Annotated in this window: 25 protein-coding genes and 2 pseudogenes; 19 read left to right on the plus strand and 8 right to left on the minus strand. The window is 68.8% G+C overall.

All coding sequences use genetic code 11. From position 1 onward, the window contains the following. The first annotated feature begins 112 nt into the window (after positions 1–112). The 4 genes from OG972_RS25675 to OG972_RS25690 all read left to right on the plus strand — a co-directional run bounded on the left by OG972_RS25675 (position 113) and on the right by OG972_RS25690 (position 3,562). Positions 113–913, plus strand: coding sequence for an ABC-2 family transporter protein (locus OG972_RS25675; protein ID WP_266985188.1), 801 nt, complete (start codon positions 113–115; stop codon positions 911–913). Then, positions 906–1,778 (plus strand): ABC transporter permease, encoded by an 873-nt coding sequence (locus OG972_RS25680; RefSeq protein WP_266985190.1) that lies wholly within the window; start codon positions 906–908, stop codon positions 1,776–1,778. Before OG972_RS25675 ends, OG972_RS25680 begins: the two co-directional genes overlap by 8 nt. 24 nt (positions 1,779–1,802) lie before the next feature. Beyond that, positions 1,803–2,783 (plus strand): ATP-binding cassette domain-containing protein, encoded by a 981-nt coding sequence (locus OG972_RS25685; protein ID WP_266985192.1) that lies wholly within the window; start codon positions 1,803–1,805, stop codon positions 2,781–2,783. Positions 2,784–2,908: 125 nt separating this feature from the next. Next, entirely contained in the window at positions 2,909–3,562 is a 654-nt protein-coding gene (locus tag OG972_RS25690; RefSeq protein ID WP_266990713.1) for a DUF1707 domain-containing protein, read from the plus strand. Between the two features lie 55 nt (positions 3,563–3,617). On the opposite strand, the gene OG972_RS25695 is transcribed toward OG972_RS25690, so the two are convergent. Next, on the minus strand, positions 3,618–4,859 hold the full coding sequence (locus tag OG972_RS25695; protein WP_266985194.1) for an SGNH/GDSL hydrolase family protein: 1,242 nt from the start codon (positions 4,857–4,859) through the stop codon (positions 3,618–3,620). A gap of 152 nt (positions 4,860–5,011) precedes the next feature. On the opposite strand from OG972_RS25695, the gene OG972_RS25700 reads away from it, so the two are divergent. After that, the gene (locus OG972_RS25700) at positions 5,012–6,406 is read left to right on the plus strand and encodes a DUF445 domain-containing protein (RefSeq protein WP_266985196.1); all 1,395 of its coding nucleotides are present in this window, start codon (positions 5,012–5,014) and stop codon (positions 6,404–6,406) included. A 143-nt stretch (positions 6,407–6,549) separates the two neighbouring features. Here OG972_RS25700 and OG972_RS25705 read toward each other — a convergent pair whose 3' ends face one another. Continuing rightward, on the minus strand, positions 6,550–6,852 hold the full coding sequence (locus tag OG972_RS25705; RefSeq protein WP_266985198.1) for a hypothetical protein: 303 nt from the start codon (positions 6,850–6,852) through the stop codon (positions 6,550–6,552). 170 nt (positions 6,853–7,022) lie between these two features. Between OG972_RS25705 and OG972_RS25710 the strand changes: the two genes are divergently transcribed. The 3 genes from OG972_RS25710 to OG972_RS25720 all read left to right on the plus strand — a co-directional run bounded on the left by OG972_RS25710 (position 7,023) and on the right by OG972_RS25720 (position 9,709). Next, on the plus strand, positions 7,023–8,525 hold the full coding sequence (locus OG972_RS25710) for an MFS transporter (protein WP_266985200.1): 1,503 nt from the start codon (positions 7,023–7,025) through the stop codon (positions 8,523–8,525). Beyond that, positions 8,522–9,100, plus strand: coding sequence for a TetR/AcrR family transcriptional regulator (locus OG972_RS25715; RefSeq protein ID WP_266985202.1), 579 nt, complete (start codon positions 8,522–8,524; stop codon positions 9,098–9,100). The genes OG972_RS25710 and OG972_RS25715 overlap by 4 nt, the downstream gene beginning before the upstream one ends. Positions 9,101–9,265: 165 nt before the next feature. Further along, positions 9,266–9,709, plus strand: coding sequence for a hypothetical protein (locus OG972_RS25720; protein WP_266985204.1), 444 nt, complete (start codon positions 9,266–9,268; stop codon positions 9,707–9,709). A gap of 228 nt (positions 9,710–9,937) precedes the next feature. Here the strand turns inward: OG972_RS25720 and OG972_RS25725 are convergent, their stop codons facing one another. Beyond that, positions 9,938–10,354, minus strand: a complete 417-nt coding sequence (locus tag OG972_RS25725; RefSeq protein WP_266985206.1) for a hypothetical protein — start codon at positions 10,352–10,354, stop codon at positions 9,938–9,940. A gap of 273 nt (positions 10,355–10,627) precedes the next feature. Here OG972_RS25725 and OG972_RS25730 point away from each other — a divergent pair, with 273 nt between their 5' ends. Together OG972_RS25730 and OG972_RS25735 are read left to right on the plus strand one after the other, a co-directional pair. Continuing rightward, a complete protein-coding gene (locus tag OG972_RS25730; protein WP_266985208.1) occupies positions 10,628–10,954 on the plus strand; it encodes a hypothetical protein in 327 nt (108 codons plus the stop codon). A gap of 66 nt (positions 10,955–11,020) precedes the next feature. Beyond that, entirely contained in the window at positions 11,021–11,782 is a 762-nt protein-coding gene (locus OG972_RS25735) for a GNAT family N-acetyltransferase (protein WP_266985210.1), read from the plus strand. Between the two features lie 50 nt (positions 11,783–11,832). Here the strand turns inward: OG972_RS25735 and OG972_RS25740 are convergent, their stop codons facing one another. Then, positions 11,833–13,233, minus strand: a complete 1,401-nt coding sequence (locus tag OG972_RS25740) for an amidase (RefSeq protein WP_266985212.1) — start codon at positions 13,231–13,233, stop codon at positions 11,833–11,835. Positions 13,234–13,529: 296 nt separating this feature from the next. Here OG972_RS25740 and OG972_RS25745 point away from each other — a divergent pair, with 296 nt between their 5' ends. From OG972_RS25745 to OG972_RS25760, 4 genes and pseudogenes are all read left to right on the plus strand, one after another. Continuing rightward, entirely contained in the window at positions 13,530–15,113 is a 1,584-nt protein-coding gene (locus OG972_RS25745; RefSeq protein WP_266985214.1) for a hypothetical protein, read from the plus strand. A 63-nt stretch (positions 15,114–15,176) separates the two neighbouring features. Continuing rightward, positions 15,177–15,326 (plus strand): annotated as a pseudogene (locus OG972_RS25750) (RNA-binding protein); the annotation flags it as partial. Between the two features lie 272 nt (positions 15,327–15,598). Continuing rightward, a complete protein-coding gene (locus OG972_RS25755; RefSeq protein ID WP_266985216.1) occupies positions 15,599–16,624 on the plus strand; it encodes an NlpC/P60 family protein in 1,026 nt (341 codons plus the stop codon). A 321-nt stretch (positions 16,625–16,945) separates the two neighbouring features. Further along, on the plus strand, positions 16,946–17,926 hold the full coding sequence (locus OG972_RS25760) for a hypothetical protein (protein WP_266985218.1): 981 nt from the start codon (positions 16,946–16,948) through the stop codon (positions 17,924–17,926). 102 nt (positions 17,927–18,028) lie between these two features. Here the strand turns inward: OG972_RS25760 and OG972_RS25765 are convergent, their stop codons facing one another. Beyond that, positions 18,029–18,790 carry a hypothetical protein gene (locus tag OG972_RS25765; RefSeq protein ID WP_266985220.1) on the minus strand — a complete coding sequence of 254 codons (762 nt, stop codon included), beginning with the start codon at positions 18,788–18,790 and terminating at the stop codon, positions 18,029–18,031. Positions 18,791–18,983: 193 nt separating this feature from the next. On the opposite strand from OG972_RS25765, the pseudogene OG972_RS25770 reads away from it, so the two are divergent. The 3 genes and pseudogenes from OG972_RS25770 to OG972_RS25780 form a co-directional block, all read left to right on the plus strand. Continuing rightward, positions 18,984–19,146, plus strand: a pseudogene (locus OG972_RS25770) (IS256 family transposase); the annotation flags it as partial. A 732-nt stretch (positions 19,147–19,878) separates the two neighbouring features. Then, positions 19,879–20,061, plus strand: coding sequence for a hypothetical protein (locus tag OG972_RS25775; RefSeq protein ID WP_266985222.1), 183 nt, complete (start codon positions 19,879–19,881; stop codon positions 20,059–20,061). Positions 20,062–20,228: 167 nt separating this feature from the next. After that, positions 20,229–20,837 carry an SMI1/KNR4 family protein gene (locus OG972_RS25780; protein WP_266985224.1) on the plus strand — a complete coding sequence of 203 codons (609 nt, stop codon included), beginning with the start codon at positions 20,229–20,231 and terminating at the stop codon, positions 20,835–20,837. Positions 20,838–20,949: 112 nt separating this feature from the next. Here OG972_RS25780 and OG972_RS25785 read toward each other — a convergent pair whose 3' ends face one another. Next, positions 20,950–21,159 (minus strand): DUF397 domain-containing protein, encoded by a 210-nt coding sequence (locus OG972_RS25785; RefSeq protein WP_266985226.1) that lies wholly within the window; start codon positions 21,157–21,159, stop codon positions 20,950–20,952. Next, a complete protein-coding gene (locus OG972_RS25790; RefSeq protein WP_266985228.1) occupies positions 21,159–22,004 on the minus strand; it encodes a helix-turn-helix transcriptional regulator in 846 nt (281 codons plus the stop codon). The genes OG972_RS25785 and OG972_RS25790 overlap by 1 nt, the downstream gene beginning before the upstream one ends. Before the next feature lie 212 nt (positions 22,005–22,216). On the opposite strand from OG972_RS25790, the gene OG972_RS25795 reads away from it, so the two are divergent. Next, positions 22,217–22,861: an ATP-binding protein gene (locus OG972_RS25795; protein ID WP_266985230.1), complete on the plus strand. Its 645-nt coding sequence runs from the start codon at positions 22,217–22,219 to the stop codon at positions 22,859–22,861. 22 nt (positions 22,862–22,883) lie between these two features. Here OG972_RS25795 and OG972_RS25800 read toward each other — a convergent pair whose 3' ends face one another. After that, the gene (locus tag OG972_RS25800; protein ID WP_266985232.1) at positions 22,884–23,690 is read right to left on the minus strand and encodes a hypothetical protein; all 807 of its coding nucleotides are present in this window, start codon (positions 23,688–23,690) and stop codon (positions 22,884–22,886) included. Between the two features lie 225 nt (positions 23,691–23,915). Between OG972_RS25800 and OG972_RS25805 the strand changes: the two genes are divergently transcribed. Next, positions 23,916–24,599, plus strand: coding sequence for a hypothetical protein (locus OG972_RS25805; protein WP_266985234.1), 684 nt, complete (start codon positions 23,916–23,918; stop codon positions 24,597–24,599). The last annotated feature ends 85 nt before the right edge of the window (positions 24,600–24,684 follow it).

Consider the following 24,684-nt stretch of genomic DNA (forward strand, 5'->3'; position numbering starts at 1 on the left):
TTCGGCCGCCGAAAAGCGGTCGCGGTGCCTGTTCCCGCTGCACTAGGGTCGTGCGCTTTGGTGTCCAACGCGGTTGGGCGCACGAGTGCGAACGAGCGCGGGGGTGATGGGGATGCGGTTGTACGCGGTGGTTGCGGCGGGCGGGTTCCGGCGCCATGCCACCTACCGGATCGCGACGGCGGCGGGGGTGTTCACCAACACCGTCTTCGGTTTCATCCTGGCGTACACCTATACGGCGCTGTGGGACGAGCGCCCGCAGCTCGGCGGCTACGACCTGTCCCAGGCGCTCACGTATGTGTGGCTGGGGCAGGCGCTGCTGGCGACCTCCGCGATGATGGGCGGCGGTTTCGAGGACGAGTTGGTCGAGCGGATCCGCACCGGCGATGTGGCGGTCGACCTCTACCGGCCGGTCGATCTTCAACTGTGGTGGCTGGCCGGTGACTTGGGGCGGGCTGCGTTCCAGTTGCTGGCGCGTGGCGTCGTGCCGATGCTGCTGGGGGCGCTGGCGTTCCCCCTGGCTCTGCCCGGATCGCCTGGGGTCTGGTTGGCGTTCCTGGTCTCGGTGACGCTCGGCGTCGTGGTCAGTTTCGCTCTGCGCTATCTGGTGGCGCTCTCCGCGTTCTGGCTGATGGACGGGGCGGGTGCGGCGCAGATCGCGTTCCTGGCGGGGCTGTTCTTCTCGGGGTTGCTGCTTCCGCTGACGTTGTTCCCGGGTGTGCTGGGCGAGGTGGCGCGGGCGTTGCCGTGGTCGGCGCTGCTCCAGGTGCCGGCCGATGTGTTCCTCGGGAAGCACGCGGGGTGGGGGCTGGTGGAGGCGTTCGCCTTCCAGGGCGGATGGGCGCTGGCGTTGTTGCTGGCGGGGCGGTTGGTGCAGTCGGTGGCGACGCGGAGGGTGGTGGTTCAGGGTGGCTGAGGTCACCGAGGTCTCCAGGGCCGTCGAGGTTCCCGATGCGGTGTTCGTCGAGCGGTCGAGGCTGGTCGAAGGGGTTCGTGCGTACGGACTGATTGTCGCGATGTGGCTGCGGTCGACGATGGCGTACCGTGCCTCGTTCGCCATGACGGCGTTCGGGAACTTCGCGGCGACGGGCTTCGACTTCGTCGCGATCCTGCTGATGTTCGCGCACGTCGACGAGTTGGGCGGCTACACGCTGCCGGAGATCGCCCTGTTGTACGGGGCTTCGGGCACCGCGTTCGGGCTGGCCGATCTGGTGCTGGGGTCGATGGACCGGCTGGGCCGCCGGGTCCGGGACGGCACGCTGGACACGCTGCTGGTGCGCCCGGTTCCGGTACTGGCCCAGGTGGCGGCGGACCGGTTCGCGCTGCGCAGGCTGGGGCGGATCACGCAGGGGCTGCTGGTGCTCGGTTACGGGCTGGCGGTGCTGGACATCGCGTGGACGCCGCTGAAGGTGGTGATGATCCCGCTGATGCTGCTGAGCGGGGCGGCGATCTTCGGCGCGGTGTTCGTGGGCGGGGCGGCCTTCCAGTTCTTCGCGCAGGACGCGGCGGAGGTGCAGAACTCCTTCACGTACGGGGGGAACACGCTGCTGCAGTACCCGCCGACGGTCTTCGCGAAGGATCTGGTGCGCGGGGTGACGTTCGTGGTGCCGCTGGCCTTCGTGAACTGGCTGCCCACGCTGTATGTGCTGGGCCGGGAGTACCCGCTGGGGCTGCCGGAGTGGGTGGCGTTCCTGCCGCCGGTGGTGGCGGGGGTGTGCTGGGGGCTCGCGGGTGCGGCGTGGCGGGCGGGGCTGCGCTCGTACCGGAGCACGGGCAACTGAGGACGAGCGGAGCGAGGTCGGGGCATGGCTACGGGTACGGGTTTCATCGAGCTCGACGGTGTCGAGAAGGTCTTCGAGGTGCGCCGCAGGACGGGTTTCCTGCGCAGCGAGCGGCGCGAGGTCCGCGCGGTCGACGGGATCGGCTTCCGGGTGGAGCGCGGCGAGATGGTCGGCTACATCGGTCCGAACGGCGCGGGCAAGTCGACCACCATCAAGATGCTGACGGGCATCCTCACTCCGAGCGGCGGGCGGCTACGGGTCGCCGGCATCGACCCTTCCAGGGAGCGTACGAGGCTGGCGCACCGGATCGGTGTGGTCTTCGGCCAGCGCACCACACTCTGGTGGGATCTGCCGCTGCGCGACTCGTACCGGCTGGTGCACCGGATGTACCGGGTCCCTGACGCCCGGTTCCGGGAGAACCTGGAACGCTGTGTCGAACTCCTGGATCTGGGAGCGCTGTTGGATGTGCCGGTGCGGCAGTTGTCGCTCGGGCAGCGGATGCGCGGCGACATTGCGGCGGCACTGCTGCACGACCCGGAGGTGCTGTATCTGGACGAGCCGACGATCGGTCTGGATGTGGTCTCCAAGGCCAAGGTCCGTGGATTTCTCCGGGACCTGAATGCCGAGCGGGGTACGACGGTGCTGCTCACCACTCATGATCTGACGGACATCGAGCAGCTCTGCCGGCGGGTGATGGTGATCGACCACGGCCGCCTGATGTACGACGGTGCGCTCGCAGGGCTGCATGAAGTCGGCGAGAGCGAGCGCACGCTGGTCGTGGACCTGGAGCGCGAACTCCCGCCGATCCGCCTGGAGTCGGAGCCTTCGGTGCGTACGGTGAAGGTGGAGGGGCCGAGACAGTGGCTGGCCTTTCCGGCGTCGGGTTCGGCGGCTCCGCTGGTGGCGCGGATCGCTGCGGAGTATCCGCTGGTGGATCTCTCGGTGCGGGAGCCGGACATCGAGGCCGTGATCGCGAAGATGTACGCATCGGCCGAGGCGCGTTAGATCCGAGGCGCGGTGGGTCCGAGGCGCGTTAGATCCGAGGCGCGGTGGGTCCGAGGCGCGGTGGATCGGTGACGTGAGCGGGCGCGTTCAATAGGCTGCGCGGTATGACGAGTGAACTTCCCGACATGCGTGCTTCCGATGCCGAGCGTGAACGAATTGCCGAGGTCCTGCGCGAGGCGGTGGCGGAGGGCCGCCTGCAGATGGAGGAGTTCGAGCAGCGGCTCGATGCGGCCTACAAGGCGCGTACGCATGGGGAGTTGGAGCCACTGATCCGCGATCTTCCGGCACCGGGCGGTGCGGTGGCGCCGGTGCGTGCGGGCAGCGCGCCCGCACGCACGGGTTCGGCGGGCGTCGACTGGGCGGAACGTATCGGCGGTCCCGCCACGTCGAAGGGCGCGTTCGCCATCTGGGGTGGGTTCGGGCGCAAGGGTAGGTGGACGGTGGGCCGGACGTTCACCGCGTTCACGATGTGGGGCGGAGGCGAGATCGATCTGCGCGAGGCCCGTTTCGAGGACCGCGAGGTCGTCATCCGCTGTTTCACGATCATGGGTGGGATGCGCGTGACGGTCCCACCGGAGCTGAATGTCGAGGTCAGGGGCATCGGCGTCATGGGGGGCTTCGGGGACCGGGCGACGGGCGAGGGCGTCCCCTCGCCGAGCTCGCCGCGGGTGCGGATCACCGGGTTCGCGTTGATGGGCGGGGTCGGTGTGGAGCGCAAGCGGACGAAGGCGGACAAGGAGCGGGCCCGGCAGCTGAAGAAGGGGCCCGGGGACGCATGAGCCCGTCCGGCGCTTGAGGTCGCGGCGGACGCACCGCCCACCGCGTCCTTTTTCCTCAGAGCTGGTCGGACACCGGAGCCTCCTGGTGCAGGCTCCGCAGGTCCACCTGCTGACCCAGCTGCAGATATCCGGCGTCGTTGAGATGCAGATGGTCGCCGCAGTCGTAGGCCGGGCGGAGCCGGCCGGGTCGGTACGGGTCGCGTGCCGCCCGGTCGAAGTCGACGACCTCGTCGAAGACGCCGCCTGCCCGGATCAGCTCGTTGACCCGCATCCGTACGGCGTCCCGCTCGGGTGTCCAGGTGGGGTACCCCTCGTACGGCATCAGAGTTGCCCCGACGACCCGCAGCCCGCGCGCGTGGGCGCGTTCCGTCATGGCCTTCAGGCCGTCCACGATGTGCTGCGGGTCCTGCTCCTGCGGGAACTGCTGCACGTCGTTGATGCCGAGGGCGATGATGACGGTCTTCACGCCGGCGACGCCCAGTACATCGCGGTCGAAGCGGGCGAGCGCCCGCTGACCGCGGCCCTGGCCGTCGCGCAGGATGCGGTTGCCGGCGATGCCCTGGTTGACGACCGCGTAGCGCCCGCGCAGCCGGTCGGCGAGGACGTCGGTCCAGCGGCCGTTGGCGTCGAGGGCGGAGCCGGTGCCTGCGGTGAGCGAGTCGCCGATGGCGACGACAGCTCCGGCGGAGGAGGCGTTGCGGACGTCCACTGCGGTGAGGTAGCGCCACACGTTGGTCTGCCGGGTACCGCGCTCGTCCGCGAGGTACGAGGTCTGGTGGCTGTTCGGGTGGACGGTGACGGGTCCCTCGGCGGTGGGTGTGCGGAGGGTGACGACGAGATCGGAGTCGGCGTCGACGGGGACGACGGCCGGGTCGCTGACGACCTGTCCGCCCGCGGCGACGGTGACGGAGGGGGCGCCGCGGAAGGAGACGGGACGGGTGTTCACCGTGGCCCGGTCGACGAGCAGAGGGCGCGTACCGAAGAGGTTGGAGAGGGTGATGCGGGCCGCGTCGCCGCCGATGCTGGTGTGGACGACGTTACGGATGGTGCGCCGGGTGAGGTCGTGGCCGGGGTACGGGTCCGTCACCCCGGCCACGGGTGCCCCGGCCCAGGTGGCGACCCAGACGCCGGTGGAGTGGGCGGGCTCGGCGGGCGGGCGGGCCGCCGGCTGCGCGCCGACCTGTTGCGACCCGGCACCGGAGAACAGCGCGGACCCGGCGTACGCCGTGAACGCGGCAAGCGCGGCGGTGCCCGCCACGAGGGCGATGAGCAGGGCGGTTCCCTGGCGCCTGGGCATCGGCGGGGTGTCTCCTCGTGGTGATGGGGGTTGGTCTCATGATGGGGCACAGTGCCGGGAACTCGACATGCGGCCCGGGAGTACGTCAGGTAAGGACAATGCGTACGGGGCACCGGGGGCGATGCGTACGCGGACGCGGACGGGTGGAGCGGATGGAACGGATCGAACGGACCAGGTCGGGCGAGCCGGGCGGCGGACCGGCCGAGCCCGCACAGGCACGTGGCGGCGCGGACGGGAGCTCCGGCACCGCAGCCTCCGCTCCCGCACGCCCCGCCCCCCTCGCCTCCTTCGCGTACACGGCCGCGGACGAGGAGAAGCGGCGTGGTGTGCGCCATATGAAGACCACGGCCACGGGCCTCCTTCTGCTCGTCGCGCTCGTGTACGTCCTCGCCACCTGGGCGAAGAACGCGGGTGTGGGCGGCTGGCCGGGCTTCGTCGCCGCGGCCGCCGAGGCGGGGATGGTGGGTGCGCTGGCCGACTGGTTCGCCGTCACGGCGCTGTTCAAGCGTCCGCTCGGCCTGCCGATCCCGCACACCGCCATCATCCCCACCAAGAAGGACCAGCTCGGGGCCTCTCTGGGTTCCTTCGTCGGGGAGAATTTTCTTTCGGGTGATGTCGTGCGCGGCCGGATCCAGGCGCTGGGCATCGGCGGCCGGCTCGGTGCCTGGCTGGCGGAGCCGGACCACGCCGACCGGGTCACCGCCGAGCTGGCGACCGCGCTGCGCGGCGCGCTGACGGTCCTGCGGGACTCGGACGTGCAGGCCGTGGTGGCTGAGGCGATCACCCGGCGGGCGAACGCGGCGGAGATCGGCCCCGGCCTCGGGAAGATGCTGGAGAAGATCGTCGCCGACGGCGGCCACCGCCGGGTCGTGGACCTGATCTGTGTACGTGCGCACGACTGGCTGGTGCTGCACGGCGACTCCGTGATGGACGCGGTGCAGGGCGGGGCGCCGGGGTGGACGCCGCGGTTCGTCGACAAGCGGGTGGGGGAGCGGGTCTACAAGGAGCTGCTGCGCTTCGTGACGGAGGTGCGGGACATGCCGGGGCATCCGGCGCGCGCCTCGATCGACACGTTCCTGACGGACTTCGCAGCCGACCTCCAGACCGACTCGGACACCCGGGCGCGGGTGGAGCGGCTGAAGACGGAGATCCTGGGGCGCGCCGAGGTCCAGGACGTCATCGCGTCGGCCTGGGCGTCGGTACGCACGATGATCATCACGGCGGCGGAGGACGAGCAGAGCGAGCTGCGGCTGCGGGCGCGCGCCTCGCTGTTGACGTTCGGCGCGCGGCTGGCGACGGACGGGCGGATGCAGACCAAGCTGGAGGGCTGGCTGGAGGACGCGGCGGTGTATGTCGTCACGAGGTACCGCACGGAGATCACCTCGCTGATCAGTGACACGGTCGCGAGCTGGGACGCGGACCAGACGTCGAAGAAGATCGAGGCGCACATCGGCCGTGACCTGCAGTTCATCAGGATCAATGGCACGGTGGTGGGTGCCCTGGCGGGCCTGCTGATCTACACGGTGTCGCGGGCGTTCGGCGCGTGAGCGACGTCCCCCGGTGAGGGTCCGGGTGCGTACCCGTCCTGTCGTACGGGTACGCACCCGGCCTCTTACGCGGGGGAGTGCTCTTGAATACGGACGCCGACGCGCCCGCGTTCAGTGCGCTGCGGGCCGGCGGGAGAAATTTCTCAGGCGGCGCGGCGGGTGACCGCCCATGACGCGGCGGCGACGGTGCCCGCCACGGTGAAGACGGCGGGCCAGGCGCCGAGCTTCTTGGCCAGCGGGTGTGATCCGGCGAACGCGGCGACGTACGCCGTGGTCAGAGCGGTGGCCGCACGCGGTCCGGCCTGTCGGTTCCACTCGTACGCGGCGACCGTGCCCGCTGCGGCGAGCGCGACCCCACCGAGCGGCCGCTTCTTGGTCCACCGCGCGACCGCGTACCCGCCGACGAGTCCGCTCGCCGCCACTGCCGCCGTAGGAACCTTTGCCATCGCCGCCACCTTCGCCTTCTCGTGTCGTGGCTTCTTCGTGTGCTGTGGTCCGAGGCTAACGCGGCGCGTGGCGACCCGGGCTCCCCAGGGGGTGCACAAGCGTTTACCCTAGGAGGTGAACGTCTGTGCACCCCCCTGGCTTCCACCGCCGAACACCCCACGGAGATCGCATGCCCGCGGACACCTCTGCCCCCGACGGGTCGGCCGCCCTGACCCCGGCCCCGCACCACCCCCGTTTCGCCGTGGGCGTCCTCGCCTTCTGCGGGGTCGTCGTCGCGGTCATGCAGACGATCGTCGTCCCGCTCCTCCCGCACATCCCGGCCCTCACCGGCGCGACCCCCGCCGCCGCGAGCTGGCTGGTCACCGTCACCCTTCTCACCGGCGCCGTCTTCACGCCCGTCCTGGGCCGGGTCGGCGACATGTACGGCAAGCGGCGGGTGCTCGTCGCCTCGCTCGCGGTGCTGGTCATCGGTTCCGTGTTGTGCGCGGTGAGCTCCCACATCGGCGTGCTGATCACCGGCCGCGCCCTCCAGGGCGCCGCGCTCGCCGTCGTACCGCTGGGCATCAGCATCCTGCGTGACGAACTCCCGCCCGAGCGGGTCCTCTCCGCGGTCGCCCTGATGAGTTCGACGCTCGGCATCGGTGCGGCCGTCGGGCTGCCGGTCGCCGCGCTCGTCGTCGAGAACTTCGACTGGCACACCATGTTCTGGGTGTCGGGCGTGATCGGCCTCATCGACATCGTGCTGGTGCTCTGCTGTGTTCCCGAGTCCCCGCTGCGCACCCGCGGCCGCTTCGACGCCGTCGGCGCGCTCGGGCTGTCCGCGGCGCTGGTCTGTCTGCTGCTCGCGGTGACGCAGGGCGCCGACTGGGGCTGGACGTCCGCCCGCACGGTCGGACTGCTCGTCGGCGCCGTCGTGGTGGCGCTGCTCTGGGGCGCGTACGAGCTCCGCGTGACGACGCCCATGGTCGACCTGCGGGTCTCGGCCCGCCCGGCCGTCCTGCTGACCAACGTCGCCGCCTTGCTGATCGGCTTCGCCTTCTACGCGAACTCCCTGGTCACCGCGCAGATGGTGCAGGAGCCGAAGGCGACAGGTTACGGGCTCGGTGCCTCGCTCGTCGTCAGCGGACTGTGCCTGCTGCCGGGCGGCGTGTCGATGGTGGTGCTCTCGCCGGTCTCGGCCCGGATCTCCGCACGGTACGGACCGAAGGTCAGCCTGATGCTGGCGGCCGCGATCATCGCCGTCGGCTATGTGGTGCGCTACTTCACCAGCCACAGCCTGTGGCTGATCATCGCCGGTGCGACGGTCGTCGCGTCGGGCACGGCCATCGCGTACTCGGCGCTGCCCGCGCTGGTGATGCGCGGGGTTCCGGTCAGCGAGACGGGCGCGGCCAACGGTCTCAATACGCTGATGAGATCGATCGGGCAGGCGTTCTGCAGCGCGACGGTGGCCGCCGTGCTGACCAACCTCACGTTCCGGGTGGGCGGCCGGACGGCTCCGACGCTCCACGCGTATCAGCTGGTCTTCCTGATCGCGGCGGGCGCGGCGCTGCTGGCGCTGACGGTCACGCTGTTCCTGCCCGGCCAGCGTACGGCCGGGGCGGGTACGGTCGGAGAGAGCCGCAGCGACCGCAGGGGCGGTGCGCGGACGATCACGATCGAGGAGGGCGCATGACCGGCAGCCAGGCCACCGCTCCGGCTCCGGCCCCCACCGACCCCGGCTCGGGCCGGGACGCGATCCTGCGGGCGGCCCGGCGGGCGTTCACTCAGCGCCCGTACGCGGATGTGACCATCCGGGGCATCGCCGCCGACGCGGGAGTCAGCCCCTCCCTGGTGGTCAAGCACTTCGGCCGCAAGGAAGAACTCTTCAAGACGGTCGCCGACTTCGGCCCGGCTGCCGAGGAGCTCTTCGACGCCCCGCTGGACGAGCTCGGCCGCCACATGGTGATCACGCTCGTGCGCCGCCGCCGCGAACAGCAGACGGATCCGCTCCTGCGCGTCGTGTTCTCCCTCGGCAACCGGGACGAACGGTCGCTGCTGCGCGACCGCTTCCACGAACAGGTCACCGAGGCACTGACCGCCCGCCTCCCCGGCCACGAACGCGCCCTGCGCGCCGAACTGATCGCCGGCCACCTCCTCGGCCTCGGCGCCACCCTGAGCCTGCACCGTGAGGGCGCGGGTGCACTGGCCACCCCCGAACACCTCGCGGACCTGTACGCGCCCGCGCTCCAGACCCTGATCACGGGCTGAGGGCGGCACGATCCGCCGGCGCGGTGTGCGTGGTCCCCGGCGCGCGGGACAGGACGTGCACCTGGACCGGCCGGGCGAACTGTGCGCGCAGATCGCGGAGTTCATGGCCCGCGCGGTGCGACCGACTGTGAGGTATGGTCTGGGCCAATCGGCGAGGGGGGCCTCATGTCTGTCCATACGTTCACACGTGCCGCCGCAGCGCTGCCGCTGCTTCTGGGTGCGTTCCTGGTGGGCTGCAGCAGCGCCGACACGACGGAGGGGCCCGGCGGCGACGTCCCGTACGTGGCGCCGTCGGCGAACGCGGCAGCCGCGTCCAAGGCGGCCGAGGCGCACGCGGAAGCGGACGCCGAGGCGTCAGCCGCCGCGGAGGACGCCGCCGCATCCGGGACGCTCGCGACCAGGCCCGCACAGGTCCGCGACGCCTTCGCCACGCTCCAGGCCACCCTGGACGAGACCTGCACCCCCGGCGCGGGCGACTGCGGCTACGTCCTGGGCCGGGTCAATGACCAACTGATGGGCCTGGAAGCGTCGATGAAGGCGTACCCGAACGGCCCCGGTCACTTCAAGGAGCCCGTGGCGTGGTTGGCCGCCCTGCGCACGTCCATGTAAGGGCGACACCTCCACGGACAATCTGGAGAAGCACCGCTCCGAGCTGTTCGGCACGCGCGACCGCATCAACACCTGGATGCAGGGCCACCCGGAGGACTACCGCTGACGGGGCCGCGTCCCCCTCGCGCCCCGCCCCCGGGGAGAGGCCCTGGGTCGTGTCTTCACATGACCTTGCGTGATGGATCACGGTGAGGTGATACGTCGCCGTGAAGGCGGGCAGCAGCTGCCTCAGTGACCCAGGGCGGCCTTGGCCACCACGATGACCAGTCCGAGCAGCAGGTTGACCACCGACTCCACGGCCGCCTGCCGATGCGAGGCACCGGCGTGAAGGGCACCGAGACAGGCCCACGTCATCTGCTGCACCACGGCTACCGCCAGGGCGAGCCACCAGGTGGCGCTCAGGCCCAGTCCGAGAAGCGGGCTGAGGCTCACGGCGGCGGCCGGTAGCGCGGCCGCCTCGACGATCGACCACTCGCTCCGCCCGACCCGGCGCACCTCGGACCAGTCGACGGACCGGCCGGTCGACCTCTCACCGGCGAGGCGCGCGTAGACATGGGCGGCCCAGAACACCAATCCGGTGACGAGCAGCAGTACGACGGTCTCGAGGCGGGGGAACTTGCCGACCGCGCTCGTGGCGGCGATCACGGAGGCAGCCAGGAGGGATCCGTAAACGGCTCCCGCGTAGTCCGTCCGGGAATACGCACGACCGTCCCGGTCGGGTCGGTGTCGCCGCGGAAGTAGACGCGTCACCGGCTCACCGTACGGGCGATCGGCCCTTGCGGCCGGCCGCGCCACACTGCGGGCGGCACTGAGCGGAGAACGTCCGGCTGTCCGGGAGCACCACCCGGACCGGCACCGGCTGGAAGTCGGGACTGCGGTGATGGTCTCCCTGCCACCCTGTCACTTAGGGTCATGCCCATGACCACCCCTGAACTCGAAGAACGCCTGGCAGCGCTGGAGAAGAGCCAGGAGCGCATGGCCTCGGACCTGGCACGTCTGGAGAGCGCTGTACGGGACCTGCGGCGACCGAGCTTCTGGTTCGTCGTCCGGGTGGCCATCGGCCTCATCGTGCTGTGGGTGGCGCTGCAGTTCGTGCCGATGGTCGCTCTGATGCTGGGCTCGGCGATCTTCAACCAGGGCGGCCGGCCTGCGATCGGGGCGATCGCGCTGATCGTGATCGTGGCGGTGGCCGTGACCGTCACGGTCAAGGCAGTGCGCAACCGCAGAGCTTCGGCTTCTCGCTGACCGGGAGGCTGCTCGGGCCGGGAAATCCGAAGGCGCCCGCGGTCCACGGCTCCCTAAGCTCGCCCCATGCCACGCCCAGAACTGCAGCCGATCAGTGCCTTCCTCTCGGCCTTCGCCCGCCGCCAGGCCGCGCAGACCATCGACCTCCCGGGCGGATTCGCCGTCCTCGACGATGCCTTCGCGCACTCGCACGCGAACAACCAGGTCGTCATCGAGGGGCCCGCCACCCCCGAGACGCTGCCCGGCATTGCGGACGAGGCGCTGGGACATCTGCCGTTCCGACGGATCTCCGTCCTCGACGACGAGACGGGGAGGGCGTGCGCGGAGCCGCTGATCCGCGCCGGATACACCCACTCCGTCCAACTGGTCATGGCACACACAGGTCCGGCGCCGGGCGGCAGCCACGCGGAGGAGGTGGACCTCGACGCGATCCGTGCGCCGCTCACCCGGCGCTGGCGCGGTTTCCTCCCGGACGCCGACGACACGGTCGTACGCCACCTCGTCGACCGCCGCGAGACCCGCCGTCGCGGCGCCGACGCCGTGCACTTCATAGCGGCCCGCACGGAGGAGGGCGAGGTCGCCTCGTGGGCGGATCTCTATCTGGACCCGGCATCCGGCATCGCCCAGATCGAGGACCTGATGACCTCCGAGACCCACCTCGGCCGCGGCCACGCCGACGCGGTCCTGGCCACGGCCCTGCGCATGGCCACCGACGCGGGCTGCGGTACGCGGTTCCTGATCGCCGATGCGGACGACTGGCCACGCTATTGGTACGAGCGCCGCGGCTTCTCGGCCATCGGGCAGTTGCACCGCTTCGAACGCGGCTGAGGGCGGTGCGCGTTCAGTAGCCGCTCGTGGTTGTCAGCTTCCTGCCCCGGTCAGCCTTCTCCGGCGACCGCCGCGTCCCTGTTGCCGTCTCTGTGTGCGGCATAGCGCGGGGCGTGCCGCGGCCAGGGCTTGGCCGCCTCGATCTGCGCGGCGAGTTCCAGCAGCAGCTTCTCGCCGCCGGGCTTGGCCACGAGCTGCACCGCGACGGGCATGGTGTCGACGCCCACACCCACGGGAACCGCGAGCGCCGGCCAGCCCGCGATGTTCCAGGAGCCGAACAGCGAGGCCGTGCGGGTGCTGACTGCCGTGGTGCGCAGTCCACCGGCGTCGCCCCACCGTTTGGCCTGCGCCGCCGGCTGGCTGAGCGCGGGGAGCAGCAACACGTCCATCTGCCCGAAGAAGCGTTCTGCGGCGTCGGTGCGCCAGCGGTCGCGCCCGTGCGCCCCGTCCAGGTGAAGGGCCGCCAACGCCCCGCCGACCGCGGCCAGTCGGCGCGTGCTCCGGTCGAGTCCGGCGCGGTCGAGTCCCGCTGCGCTCGCGCGCGCCGACGCGAACCAGGAGCTCAGCGACGCGGGTCCCAGCCATGCCGGATAGCGCCGGTTGTGCCGGGTCACCGTGTGCCCGAGTCCTTTGAGCAGCGTCCCGGTCTCCAGCGCGGCACGGCGGTACTGGGCCGCGATCGCAAAGCCGGGCGAGATCGACCGGACCGATACGCCGATGCGCAGCGTCCCCACATCGCCGAGCTGCGCGAAGCCCGGTTCGTCGGCCATCACGGCCAGTCCGAGGGCCGCGTCCTGCACCGTGGTCGCGATCGGGCCGTTCTCGACCAGGTCGAACCAGGTCGGGTCGTCCGGTGCGTGCGGCACGACGCCCCGCCCCGGCTTGATCCCGATCGTTCCGCAGCAGGCACAGGGGATCCGGATCGAGCCGAACCCGTCGTTGCCGTGCGCCAGTGGGACCAGACCGGCAGCCACCGCGGCCGCGCTGCCGCCCGAGGAGCCGCCGGGCGTGCGCTGCTCGTTCCAGGGATTGCGCGCGATCCCGTAGACGCTGTCGGCCATCGGGACCAGACAGAGTTCCGGCACGTTGGTCAGACCGACCACCACGGCGCCCGCTGCCCGCAGCCGTTGGACGATGACGTGATCGGTGGGGCTGTGATCCGACGACGTGGCAGCGGATCCCATGCGGGCCTGCTCGCCCGCGACCGCGATGTTGTCCTTGACCGCGACGGGGACTCCCGCGAGCGGCAGGGAGGCGCGGTCGGCCCGCCGGTCCACCGCCTCCGCCTCGGCCTGCGCCTGCTCCGCCCGCACGTGCCGGAACGCGGACAAGCCCGGTTCGAGCCGGGCGATGCGGTCGAGGTGCTGGCGGGTGACGTCGGCCGCGCTCGCCCGTCCTTCGCGTACGGCGGCGGCGATCTCGACGGCGGTGCGGCCGGTCCACTCAGTCATGGTTGATGAGTCAATCCCGCGCCGCCTGTGCCGCCAACCCCCGCGCACCCGTGTTACCGAACAGTAATCTCGGGTGGGTGCCGATCGCGCCAGCCGCCCACGGACACCACCTGGCGCCCCTGTGGTTCGCGGTACTCGGCTCCACGTAGGAAACCCACTCATGTCTCGGTCCGCCATGTCGGCCATGCGGGACATTCGCCTCCGCGTCGAGAATCGCACGAACTTTGCTTCCTGCGCGTACGTTCTGTGACCCTCCGTCGAATCATCTTTCTCAGATGTACTGGAGGGAAGCACCAGTGCCCCAACGACGAATAGGCCAGGCATGGTTGGCCGCCTGCACGGCGGCCGCGTTCGCCTTCGGCGGGCTCATGACGCCCGCCCATGCCGAGGATTCCGTGCCCACCCCGCCACCGGGAAAGACCCAGTCCTGGGTACAGGAACCGAGAGCCACCATGGCGGAGCAGCCGGCTTTCCGCGCGCAGGACTTCACCGAACCGGGCGGGGCGGCCTCGTCCGGTGACTTCACGCTGACGGCGGGGAGCAACCTGACCAGCCGTGTGGAGCGGCTCGACGCGATTCTGCCCAAGCAGGGGGTGCAGAATCTGCTCCTCGCCGCCAACCGCACCGCCCGTGTCAACTGCGCCGATCGCGACCCGTTTCTGACGTCCGAGGATCCCGCCATCAAGTACTGCCTGATGGACGATGACTCGACATCCCAGGAATGGATCCCCCAGGCGGTCACCGGCGTTTCCGACGCCAAGGACAACGAGCTGTGGGGCACAGCCTCGGACATCACGATGTTCGGCTCGTACGACAACTGGAACCCCGGCCGCGACTCCAACGACAACTCGATCGGCGACTGCAACGAGGCGGAACTGAAGGCGCACGACTCCTGCAACGAGAAGGGTGTCCGGGTCACCTTCGTCCAGCGCCGGGCGGATGGCACCGTCAAGTACCGTCATGTCCTGCTGGGTTGGCTGTACGAGAACAGCGCCGACCACATCTCGTACGACGCGCTGCACGCCGACGAGAAGCCGCTGCAGGCAGGCATCCACGCCGGTGGCATGGTCTGGTACGGCAATTACCTCTATGTCGCGGACACCATGAACGGCATCCGGGTCTTCAGCATGGAGAAGATCATGGACCTGGACCCGGACGGCGATCCCACCACCCACGATGACATGGGGGCGGACACGGACGGCGTCCACACGACGTCCAACGTCGAGGACAAGACCAAGGTCGGACGGCAGAACAACGTCTGGTACAGCTACGGCTACCGGTACGTCATGCCACAGGTGGCCAGCTGGAAGTTCAAGTCCCCGCAGTACAACGCCTCGAAGTACAGCAGCGGCGCCCCGATCTCCTGGTGCACCGACTACGGCGCTCCCAAGGCCTCGTACCTCTCGCTGGACCGGAGCACGACCCCGGACCGGCTCGTCATGGGTGAGTACTGCCGCCCGGGCATCGACCTCGGGAACCCCAACCAGATCATGATGGCGTCCACCGGCCGGATCAGCTCGTACCCGATCGCGAACCTCGAATCCTGGAGCGGCGACGTGGCCGCACAGCCGTGGGCCAACTACCTCCCCAAGGAGGGCATCCAGGGAGCCGCTGCCTACAACGGCAACTTCTACTTCAACCAGAGCAGCGCCTACAGCCAGGGCAGCATCTGGCAGGCCGAGCTCACCAACGGCAAGCTGACCCTCACACACGAAGCGATCAAGACGGCCGTGGGCCCTGAGGACCTCTACATCGAGCGTGGCAGGTCCAGGCTGTGGTCGGTCTCCGAGCACACCACGGCTGAGTCGTCCAGCTGCGTCGACCAGTGCCAGCGCGTGCTCTACGCCCACGATATGAACTGGCTGCAGGCTCAGCCCTGATCGTCCGGGCAGCCACCGTACGCACGGCCAGGGGCCGTTGAAAAACGGTCCCGAAGCCGTGCGGAAGTCCGGCGCCAAGGCCGCCGTGAAACACCGTCCGGACGGCCTGTCGTGGTGGTCTCCACCGATCGCGAGGTGGCCGACGGGGTGGCGGAAGGCGGCGCCAAGCCCGTTGCGTCCATCTTGCCCCTGAAGCGGCTTTCACGCGTCTAGTGAGACTTGTTGCGACGTGCCGGAAATCAGGAAACGTACCGTCAAGTCGCCGCTACACGCCGTGTGATGTGAGTAAAGAAGTACCTCGTGTGTCGAGATTGGATTGAACTGATTACAAGATGGTCACTAAGGTCGGGCTTCGAACCTTCGCACGGTTGATCACCCATCCGGGGTGGCAGCGAAGGAACCGCCGAGTCCGTGACGTGCACGGAGCCGGGGATTCAGTCCCCCACAGCCCGGTAGGCGGCTCGAGGAAGAAGGAGCTCGCCTTCGTGGCGTCCCACCGTCGTCCCAAGCAGCCGAGCCGCGCCCGTGTGACCGTGCTCACCGCGACCGCCGCCGCGGCCGTGGCCCTGACCTCCCAGGCCGCACACGCCGACCCCAAGCCGACCAAGAGTGAGGTCAAGGCGAAGGTCGACAAGCTCTACCACGAGGCGGAGAAGGCCACCGAGAAGTACAACGGGGCCAAGGAACAGCAGCAGAAGCTCGAAAAGCAGGTCGGCGCGCTGCAGGACAAGGTGGCCCGCGGTCAGCAGGAGCTCAACACGCTCCGCAGCGGCCTCGGTTCGCTCGCCGCCGCGCAGTACCGCTCCGGCGGCATCGACCCGTCCGTGCAGCTCTTCCTCGCCTCGGACCCGGACACCTTCCTCGACGAGGCCTCGGCCCTCGACCAGTTGACGGCCAAGCAGACCGAGTCGCTGGAGAAGATCCAGGAGAAGCAGCGGGCCCTCGCGCAGCAGCGCAAGGAGGCCCAGGACAAGCTGGGCGACCTCGCGGACGTCCGCAAGACGCTCGGCGAGAACAAGAAGAAGTTCCAGGGCAAGCTCGCCGAGGCGCAGCGCCTGCTCAACACCCTGACCGCCGCCGAGCGCGCCAAGATGGCCCAGGACGACCAGCGCGCCAGCCGCGCCGCCGGCGACCGGGTCGAACTCGGCAACGAGGCCCCCGCCTCCGCCCTCGGCGCCGCCGCCCTCCAGGCCGCCTCCACCCGGGTGGGCAAGCCGTATGTCCGCACCGCCACCGGCCCCAACTCCTTCGACTGCTCGGGCCTGACCCAGTGGGCCTACGCCCAGGCCGGTGCCCAGATCACCCGCACCACGTACACCCAGATCAACCAGGGCACCCGCATCGCGCGCAGCGCCCTGAAGCCGGGCGACCTGGTCTTCTTCAGTAACACCTCGCACGTGGGCCTCTACGCGGGTAACAACACCGTGCTGCACGCCCCGTACCCGGGCGCCTACGTCCGCTACGAATCGATGAACACCATCGGCAGCTACCAGGCCGCGGTGCGCATCTGATCACGCCCGAACAGGCGAATTTCCCCGCTCCGTACTGACTGCCCGCCCCGCCGGAGACCACAGGTCACCGGCGGGGCGGACCTCAATTCCCCGATGCGCGACTGCTCCGGCCCAACAGATCCTTCTCGCGCACGTGCTGGGTGCCTGACAGACACCGAGGGCGCGATGTGAAGTCCTGTTCACATGGTGGGAGATGCCGGACGTGCGGTACGGTGACGAAACCATCACGCTCTGTGTGTGTACGCGCACATGGAGCGGCCCCCGGTGGTGCGCCAACACCAACCGAGGGCCTTCATCACCAGTGGATCGAGCCCACCGGAAATGCTGCGTCATGTTATCGCCCCGTCTCGGCGCTTCACGAAGGCATCGCACGATGTCGTGCGCCATCCGCGTCTGAGCAGTGACGCGAAGATCCTGCTCCTGTACATCCAGGGCCTTCCCGAAGAGACCACTTGCAAGCCCCTGAGCGAACTCGCCCGGAAGCTGGGCATCAAGGGCCGCGCGTACCAGAAGGCGAAGGAACAGCTGGTCGCGCACGGGTACGTACACGAGTGGCGAAGCCAGGGCGGTCGAGGCCGCTGGGTCACCGAGCAACTGGTCGCGAACACCCCTCTGACGAGTGAGCAGGCAGGACACCTACGAGAGGCTGTCCCGCCCACCACCCCGCCACCGAGTACGCAGTTCCCGACGGTCGGCGAACCGACCGCCCGGAGGGCCGGTGGCTATCAACCGGTAGAAGACCACAGTGATAAGACCACTCCCCACCCACCCTCCGAAGCCGAGCCGACGACGGACCCCGACCCCGGACCGACGGCGGGGTCGGCTGCTGAGTCCCTCCAACTGGCCCGCGCGGAACGGGTCCTGCTCTCGCTGCGCCACACCCGCCGCGAACTGCACCTGGGAATGCGCGAGGCCCGCGCACTGGCCGTGGAGGCGGTCAAGTGGCTGGAGCGCGGGCTGAGCGAGTCCGACCTGCGACAGGCACTGCTGGCCGAACGCCCGGAAGGCGGCGTGCGCTCGGCGGTCGGCTTCCTGCGCTACCGCCTCATCCAGAAGCTTCCCGAGGGCCCGACCCCGCTGCCTCAACTTCCGTCGGCCGCGACCATGGTCGTCTGCTCCTCGCCTGGTGAGGAACACGTCTTCCGTCCTCTGGGAGAAGAGACGGAATGTCCCCCGTGCCGCCAGTCCACCGCGTACGCGACCTTCTACGGCGCGCCCGCACCGGAACCCGCTCGCATCCCGTGGCGGGAACGGTTCGCGAAGATCAACGGGGCGCCGCCCGGCGCGCTCGATGGTGGCTGACGACAGCCTCAGCGAGCTCAGCGACTGAGAAACACCCTTCGCCCCCGTCACGGCTTCCAGCCAGTGACAGGGGCGTGCGGGCGGCTCCTCCCGGGGGAGGCGTCAGTTGGCGGGGGCCTGGTAGAGGCCGCGGCCGGCTCGGTGGGCGCGGGAAGTGCCGACAAGCCGGTCGAGTGTGCTGCGTACGGTGTTGATGCTGCCGGGGGTGAGCTCGCGTCCCAGGGCCTTCGTGACGTCACGCGCACGGACGGGGGTGTCGCCGAACGTGGCCAGGACCTTCATGGCCATCTCGGTGAGGCTGCCGCTGTCGTCGACTGCCGGTGCGGCGGGCGCAGCCTTCTTCGGCGCCTTGGCCTTCGCGGGCTTGACGGCCTTCGCGGGCTCGGCGGCCTTCGCGGGCTTGGCGGCCTTGGCAGTGACGGCCTTCTTGGCAGGCTCGCTCTTCTGCTTGGCGGGCGCCTGCTTGCGGCCCTTGGCCACGGGCGCCTTCCGGGCCGTACGGCGAGCAGGGGTGGCTGCTGCCTCCTCCTGCGGGGCTTCCGCCTCGACGGCAGAGTCGGTGCGCCCCTGCGCCTGCCGCGGAATCTTAGGAGCGGCGACGTTCTCCGTCTCCGTCTCAGCGTTCGCCGACGGAGCGGGGACGGCGCTGGGCTCATTGCCGACCAGCACAGGTGCCGGTGCCGGGGGAGCGGTGGACAGCGCCTGCAGAGCGGTCAGAGCGGTGCGCACCGACTCCAGGCGTTCGGTGACCGTCGCGAGTTCCTTCTCCAGAGCCTGCTGGTGCTCTTCCAGGCGCGGAAGTTCCGCCTGCAGCAAGGCTGTTGTGGCATCGACGGTGCCCTGTGTGTTGGCTTCTGAGGTCATGGTGTCGCCCTTCGTTTCCGGCCGACCGTTGCTGACCGACATGTCGCAGCGTAAGGGGCATTGTGTTGTGGCCTGAAATCGCCCCTTCAGTGCGCACTGGCAACAGGCGCCGTCAGCGCTGACCACCAGTCTTCGGGGGCCGCAGGAAACCGTAGACGAAGGCCCGCATACCCAAGGTGTGGGCACACGCTCTGCGCCAGTCGTCCACCGCGTACGGCGCCGTCCTGGCCGTGCAGAGCGACGAATGGGCCGAACAACGCCGCTACATGGGACCCGAGATCCTCGGCCGCAGCCGCCTTCACCTGATCGAAGGAAATACCGCCGAGGCAACCAACCCGGCAGCCCTCAACGCCTAGCTTTCACAGTGGATCACCGTGGCCATCGTTACACCACGCCACCGGACGTGACCCCACAGATACCTCGGCCGGTGGGCGCGGAGAGGTTGCCAGGTGCTAGCAGGAGGCGGAGCGTGGAGTTACGGGGGATCAGCAGAACTCGGGGGTCTCCACAGGATGAGGTTCACCATGACCAGAACTGTGCGTGGACGAATCCCCGGGTTCGTGTGTGCATCCGTCTTGGCCTCGGCGCTTGCCTTTTCAGTAGCTGCGCCCGCAGCCCAGGCGGCCCCACAGGTACCGGCAAAGACCACCGCATCAAAGGCCGTACCCAACAGTTGGTGCGACTGGCACCCAGGCGCGTGTGGATGGCAGCCACGGCCCACCACCTACCTCCCCTACCCCCCCACCGCCTACCCTCCCTACCCCACCTACCCCGCCTACCCCCCCACCTTCTACCCCCCGTACCCCGCCTACCCCCCCACCTTCTACCCCTACCCGGGAGTGATCTTCTGACCGGATTCGAGCCGGTTTCAGGTCGGTGGTTGGGCATGGTCAGGTTGTAGCCGCGGACCAGCCTTTCCACGGTTCGGTTCCGGTCGAGCCCTTGGTTGGCGGGGTGGGCCGTGGACGGTGCCGAACAGGTGTGTCCAGGCGTGCTGCCAGGGCTAGTGCAGCGCTGCACTGATCCTGCGAGGTCAGGTGGCCTTGAGCGGGGTGCCGTCGTAGGTCCATCGGAAGGGGCGGGCTTCGTTGTCGTTCTGGATCTTCGACTCGCGACTCGTCGCGCGGCTGATCTTCGACTCCGGCGATCAGCTCGTGGACGTCGGCACGGGCATCGGGCACAACATGCTGCGCAAACTGCTCGGACGAAAGCCGCAGTCCGCGCTGGAGGTGTACACAACGGCGGTCTCAGCAACAACTCCAGTGTCGTAGACCGGTTCCAGGAGCCGGATCAGCTCAGTGAGTGAACTGAAGTCAGAACAGGGCCCTAACTGCTGCACCATCTCCATACCATGACAACGAGGACCCCGGCCGACCGCGGACAGGAGATGTCGTCGATGCTGTCATAGACGTTTCCCAGCGAGCACCTTCGAGGGCCCATGACCGACTACCTGCCGGCCGTCTTCGCCATGCTCGGCCCGGCGGAAGAACGCTTCGCCGATCCTGCGGCCTGGCTCAGTCTGGAGGACGAACTCGGCAGGACCCTTCCGGCGGACTACAAGCGGATCGTCGATGCCTACGCACCCGTGCAGATCAACGGACACCTCTGCCTATCCCATCCGGCGTCCGACTGGCGGAACCTGGGCGAGGAGATCCGCTCGACATCAGCGACCTGGTCCGAGAGCGCATGGGAGTTCTACGTCACGGGGCCTGACGACGATCCCCGCGTCTTCTGCAACCTCCCGCAGCTCAGCTTCGGTACCGCCGAGGGCCTCGTGCCCCTCGCCTCCACCGATCAAGGAGCCGCAGTCTTCGGAGCTCCGCAGGTCCACGGGTTCTCAGACGGTGTGGTGGTACAGGGCGAGGAAGGTGACTGGGTCGCACACTCGATGACCTTCGCCGAGTGGCTGTACCGCTACCTGATCGGCGAGGAGATGGCCGGTTGGGACAGTGCGACCTTCTACCCCGGCCCCGTTCGGCTGGAGTACCCGCCCGCAGGACCGGGCCAACGCACCCGCCAGGCATCCGGGCCAGCGCGCGGAGTGTGAGTTCCACACCAACCGAGACGTCTTCTAAGTCCGATGCCTGTGCGTGCAGCCAGCTGAGACCCGACGCGTAGGGAGGATGTCCTGCCGCAGGATCCTCGCCCTCATGTGTTGTCTACTCGGGCGAAGTGCTCTGCAGGGACGTGACGAACGGCGCCCAGGCAGCACGGCTGAACGTCAGCCTTGGCCCATCGGGGGCCTTCGAATCACGCACGGCTGTCAACTCTGCTAGATGGGCAGCCTCAACGCACTCGGTTGTGTTGCCCCCGCTGTAGGAGGACTTGAACCACGTAAGAGCCAGGACGGACCGAGTAGACGAAGCCATCAAATCTCCTTGCGGACACGCGCGATCACTGCCGATGATGCGGCCATGTCCAAGGCTTGTGCTCGCAGGTAGTCGAACGCAAGTCGGTATCGGCTCAGTTCTTCTTCCTTCTCCATGAAAAGCGATCCGACATGCAGGTCGACGTAGACGACGTCGAGGGACGGTTCGACGCCGCCCAGGATCACGAAGCTGCCCAAGGCCGCCGTGTGGGCCCCATTGGAGAACGGAAGGACCTGAAGGGTGATGTCCCGTGATTCGTTGGCATCCAAGAGACGGCCGAGTTGCTCGCGCATGATTTCGCGTGACCCGACCACGCGCCGGATCACGGACTCATCGAGGATTGCCCAGAGGTGCGGGGGCTTGGGGCGGGTCAGGATCTCCTGTCGCTTCATGCGGATGTCGACGAGTCGAGCGATCTCCTCGGGGGCGAGGCGCATCTCGTTCGCCTGCTGGATGGCGGTGTTGTAGCTGCGGGTCTGAAGCAGGCCGGGTACGTATACGCAGGAGAAGTGGTCTTCTCGTAGAGCCTCGTCCTCAAGTGTCAGCAGCAAGCTCATATCGGCGGGGATGGAATCGGTGAACGGCGCCCACCAGCCCTGTTGCTTGGCGTCCTTTGCGAGGGCGACCACTGCATTGCGTTCCGCGGCTGTCGCGTCGTATTGCTGACAAAGTGCGTCCACGATGGGCCACTTCACCGGCCCTTCCTGAGTCTCGTAGCGGCTGACGGTGGCCTTGGACACGCCGACCAGCCGGCCGGCTTCCTCAAGTGTCATGCCTTTGGCCGCACGGAGCTTCCGCATCATCGCGCCGAGCTGGCGGCGGCGGGTCGTGGTCCTCGCTGTCACGCGGAGCTGCCTTTCGTTCCGTACGGGCCGTTGCCCCCATGCAACAGGGCGACGAGAACCGTCAGTTGATGAACCAGCAGATTCACCCGTGAGATTCGCGTGAGAAGTTACATAGAGAGACTTCTCGCTGCCATACTCGCAGCAAGCAGCTACGCAGCGCAGCCGTACGAACACGGTAGGCGTAGCGCTGACGTGGCCGGAAGGAGACGTGCATGTCCGTATGTGGCGACAGCGGAACCGAAATCCGCAGCGTGCTGCCGTTTGAGGCCGTGCCCACCGCATTACGTGGGCTACGGAGGAATGTCAGAAGCCAGCTTGCGGCGTGGGGGATGCCGGCATTCGCGGACGAGGCTGAACTCGTGGTCAGCGAGCTGGCCTCCAATGTGATCAAGCATGTGGGGGAGGGTGTGTCCGCCACGCTCGTACTGGAGCCGACGGCGGACCGCCTGCGGATCGAGCTGCACGACAAGAGCTATCAGGTGCCGGCGCTTAGCCCGATGTGCTGCGATGAGGAATGCGGCCGGGGCCTGCACCTGCTTGCCGGTGTCGCGGTCGCCTGGGGGACAGTGCTGACATCAACAGGTAAGGCTGTCTGGTGCGAGTTGTGGGCGGACCCCGAAGGGCAATGCCGGAGGGTGCGGCGAGCTGAGCTGGCCCTGACCCAGTACCGCCGTGAGGTTGGCGCCGCCGACTTGGTGCAGAACCGCTCGGCTCGGATGCTTCAGGAGTCCGCGACGGACCTTATCGCTGACCTGTTGCACTGGGTTGCCGCGCATGGGGGAGACCCTGACGATCTCCTCGACCGCGCGCAGATGCACTACGAGGCGGAAGCGGAGGTACTCGCCGAGACCGCCTGATCGTGATCTCAGGGTGCAAGGGTCAGCCAGAAGCCCGGATCGCGGCGGCGAGCAGGATCCCGACGTCGTCGTGCCGGCCGGCGTGGTTGAAGGCCGCCGTGATGTTCATGACGGCCCGCTTGTCCGTACGTTCTGCCGCGCTGATCAGTATGGCTTCGGCGGCGTTCTGCAAACCAGCTGCGCGGCATGAGGTCACGGCCTTGAGGATGTCGTCCGCGGAGTAGGACGTTCCCGCCCGCCAGAGCAGGAGGTCTGCGTCGCGGTTCCGGCCATCGGCGAGGTAGCCAGCCACGACTCCGGTCTCCGTCCATGTGAGCTCGGCGGCTTCTGAAGGGTGCCGGTCCCCCTCCGCTCGGGGGACCGGCACCCTCATTTGTGTCTGCGGCAACGAAAGTTTGCGCCGACGGGTCTGACGGCCAAGGAGCAGCGCCCGCCGCCGCACCGGCGACATCCGAACAGTGCCGGAAGCCGGCCGCTCCGCTTCGTCGTCGTGATCAGGCGGGTATCCGACACTGCAGCACTCGCAGTGCTTCTTCTGGGCGTGGATACGGAGTTCCAGCAATGCGGCAAGGGTGTGCGGCAGGGGTTCGCCTCCTGCGGCGTCTTTCTCTATGACCTCGTAGAACCCCTGCAGGAGGGCCTCCTCGGGGATGCGGCCGCCGTTGAGATGGTTCGACAGGGTCGTCGCCGCCTGATGGGCATCTCCGGCGATCTTCGCCTGGGTCCTGGGGCTGCACTCCCGGACCTCGCGCATTGCCGTTACCAGGGCCCGGTGGGCCGCCGTGATGTCACTCGGCAGTTCTTTCCACTTATGCGACTTGGGCGTCACGCACGACTTCCGTTCCTCTGATGTGCGGTGATGGCAAGTCAATTCTCACGGATGCAGTGGCCTTTTCGGCGTGTGAGGATGTTTTCCATCCCCCCTCGAAACCTCCTGGAGCCTGGCGTTGCGGGTCGCGGTGCGAGAAGACTGGCGATGCTTGCAAGGGGTGCCAGCAAGATTCCTTCTGGTCCCTGCCGAGTTGCCGTGCACCTGACAAAAGGGGGATGTGGAATGACTCTGCCGTCGTGGCGGGACGAGAAGTTCGGAACCATGAAGCGCGCCGCGCTGTGGCTGGTGACGGTCGTAGGGGAGGGCAACGTCTTCACCAAGGAAGACGTCAAGAACGCCTTTCCCGGGATCAGCCAGGCCGACCGTCGGGTGCGTGACCTGCGCGACTACAACTGGCAGATCGACACGCACAGGGAAGACGCACTGCTGGGCCAGCACGAGCAGCGGTTCGTTGCGCAGGGGCAGCCGGTCTGGGAGCCGGGCAAGGCCACCAAGGACAGTTCGTCCATTACGGACACTCAGCGGCGGAAGATCCTGGCCAGTGACGGGAACCGCTGCCGCTCGTGCGGGATCACGGCAGGACAGGTCTACGCCGGCACGTTCGAGTCGGCCCAGATCGACATCGCCCGCCGGAAGGTGAAGCAGCCCGACGGCAGCACCCCGGTGCAGTTCGTCGCGGAGTGCAACCGCTGTCGCGTGGGCGGTCGGGGGCTGGAGGCAGACCTGGACGCTGTGATCGCGGGCATTGAGAAGCTCGGCACGCTGCAGCGTCAGATGCTGGCGGAGTGGGTTGTCGCGGACGAGCGGGAGTTCGGTGTCGTGGAGCGGCTCTGGGCAGACTTCCGTACGCTGCCGGCTGAGTCCAGGGACAAGGTCCGTGCGGCCCTTGGGCTGCCCTCCGCCTGAGCGGGATCCACGGACCATGGTGGGGCCGCCAGTGGTGTCGGCCCCACCATGTTTCAGAAATTACATCTTTCGCGAATCAGAGGAG

The organism is Streptomyces sp. NBC_01669, from assembly GCF_026339735.1.
In the GTDB taxonomy this organism is placed as follows: domain Bacteria; phylum Actinomycetota; class Actinomycetes; order Streptomycetales; family Streptomycetaceae; genus Streptomyces; species Streptomyces yanii.

Bases quoted from the DNA above. Each gene is read 5' to 3' on its own strand.
- OG972_RS25730 (WP_266985208.1), top strand. From the start codon at position 10,628: ATGACCACCCCTGAACTCGAAGAACGCCTGGCAGCGCTGGAGAAGAGC.
- OG972_RS25785 (WP_266985226.1), bottom strand. From the start codon at position 21,159: ATGGCTTCGTCTACTCGGTCCGTCCTGGCTCTTACGTGGTTCAAGTCC.
- OG972_RS25710 (WP_266985200.1), top strand. From the start codon at position 7,023: ATGCCCGCGGACACCTCTGCCCCCGACGGGTCGGCCGCCCTGACCCCG.
- OG972_RS25715 (WP_266985202.1), top strand. From the start codon at position 8,522: ATGACCGGCAGCCAGGCCACCGCTCCGGCTCCGGCCCCCACCGACCCC.
- OG972_RS25690 (WP_266990713.1), top strand. From the start codon at position 2,909: ATGCGTGCTTCCGATGCCGAGCGTGAACGAATTGCCGAGGTCCTGCGC.
- OG972_RS25700 (WP_266985196.1), top strand. From the start codon at position 5,012: ATGGAACGGATCGAACGGACCAGGTCGGGCGAGCCGGGCGGCGGACCG.
- OG972_RS25760 (WP_266985218.1), top strand. From the start codon at position 16,946: ATGCTGCGTCATGTTATCGCCCCGTCTCGGCGCTTCACGAAGGCATCG.
- OG972_RS25740 (WP_266985212.1), bottom strand. From the start codon at position 13,233: ATGACTGAGTGGACCGGCCGCACCGCCGTCGAGATCGCCGCCGCCGTA.
- OG972_RS25765 (WP_266985220.1), bottom strand. From the start codon at position 18,790: ATGACCTCAGAAGCCAACACACAGGGCACCGTCGATGCCACAACAGCC.
- OG972_RS25685 (WP_266985192.1), top strand. From the start codon at position 1,803: ATGGCTACGGGTACGGGTTTCATCGAGCTCGACGGTGTCGAGAAGGTC.
- OG972_RS25735 (WP_266985210.1), top strand. From the start codon at position 11,021: ATGCCACGCCCAGAACTGCAGCCGATCAGTGCCTTCCTCTCGGCCTTC.
- OG972_RS25795 (WP_266985230.1), top strand. From the start codon at position 22,217: ATGTCCGTATGTGGCGACAGCGGAACCGAAATCCGCAGCGTGCTGCCG.
- OG972_RS25780 (WP_266985224.1), top strand. From the start codon at position 20,229: ATGACCGACTACCTGCCGGCCGTCTTCGCCATGCTCGGCCCGGCGGAA.
- OG972_RS25695 (WP_266985194.1), bottom strand. From the start codon at position 4,859: ATGCCCAGGCGCCAGGGAACCGCCCTGCTCATCGCCCTCGTGGCGGGC.
- OG972_RS25720 (WP_266985204.1), top strand. From the start codon at position 9,266: ATGTCTGTCCATACGTTCACACGTGCCGCCGCAGCGCTGCCGCTGCTT.
- OG972_RS25705 (WP_266985198.1), bottom strand. From the start codon at position 6,852: ATGGCAAAGGTTCCTACGGCGGCAGTGGCGGCGAGCGGACTCGTCGGC.
- OG972_RS25805 (WP_266985234.1), top strand. From the start codon at position 23,916: ATGACTCTGCCGTCGTGGCGGGACGAGAAGTTCGGAACCATGAAGCGC.
- OG972_RS25675 (WP_266985188.1), top strand. From the start codon at position 113: ATGCGGTTGTACGCGGTGGTTGCGGCGGGCGGGTTCCGGCGCCATGCC.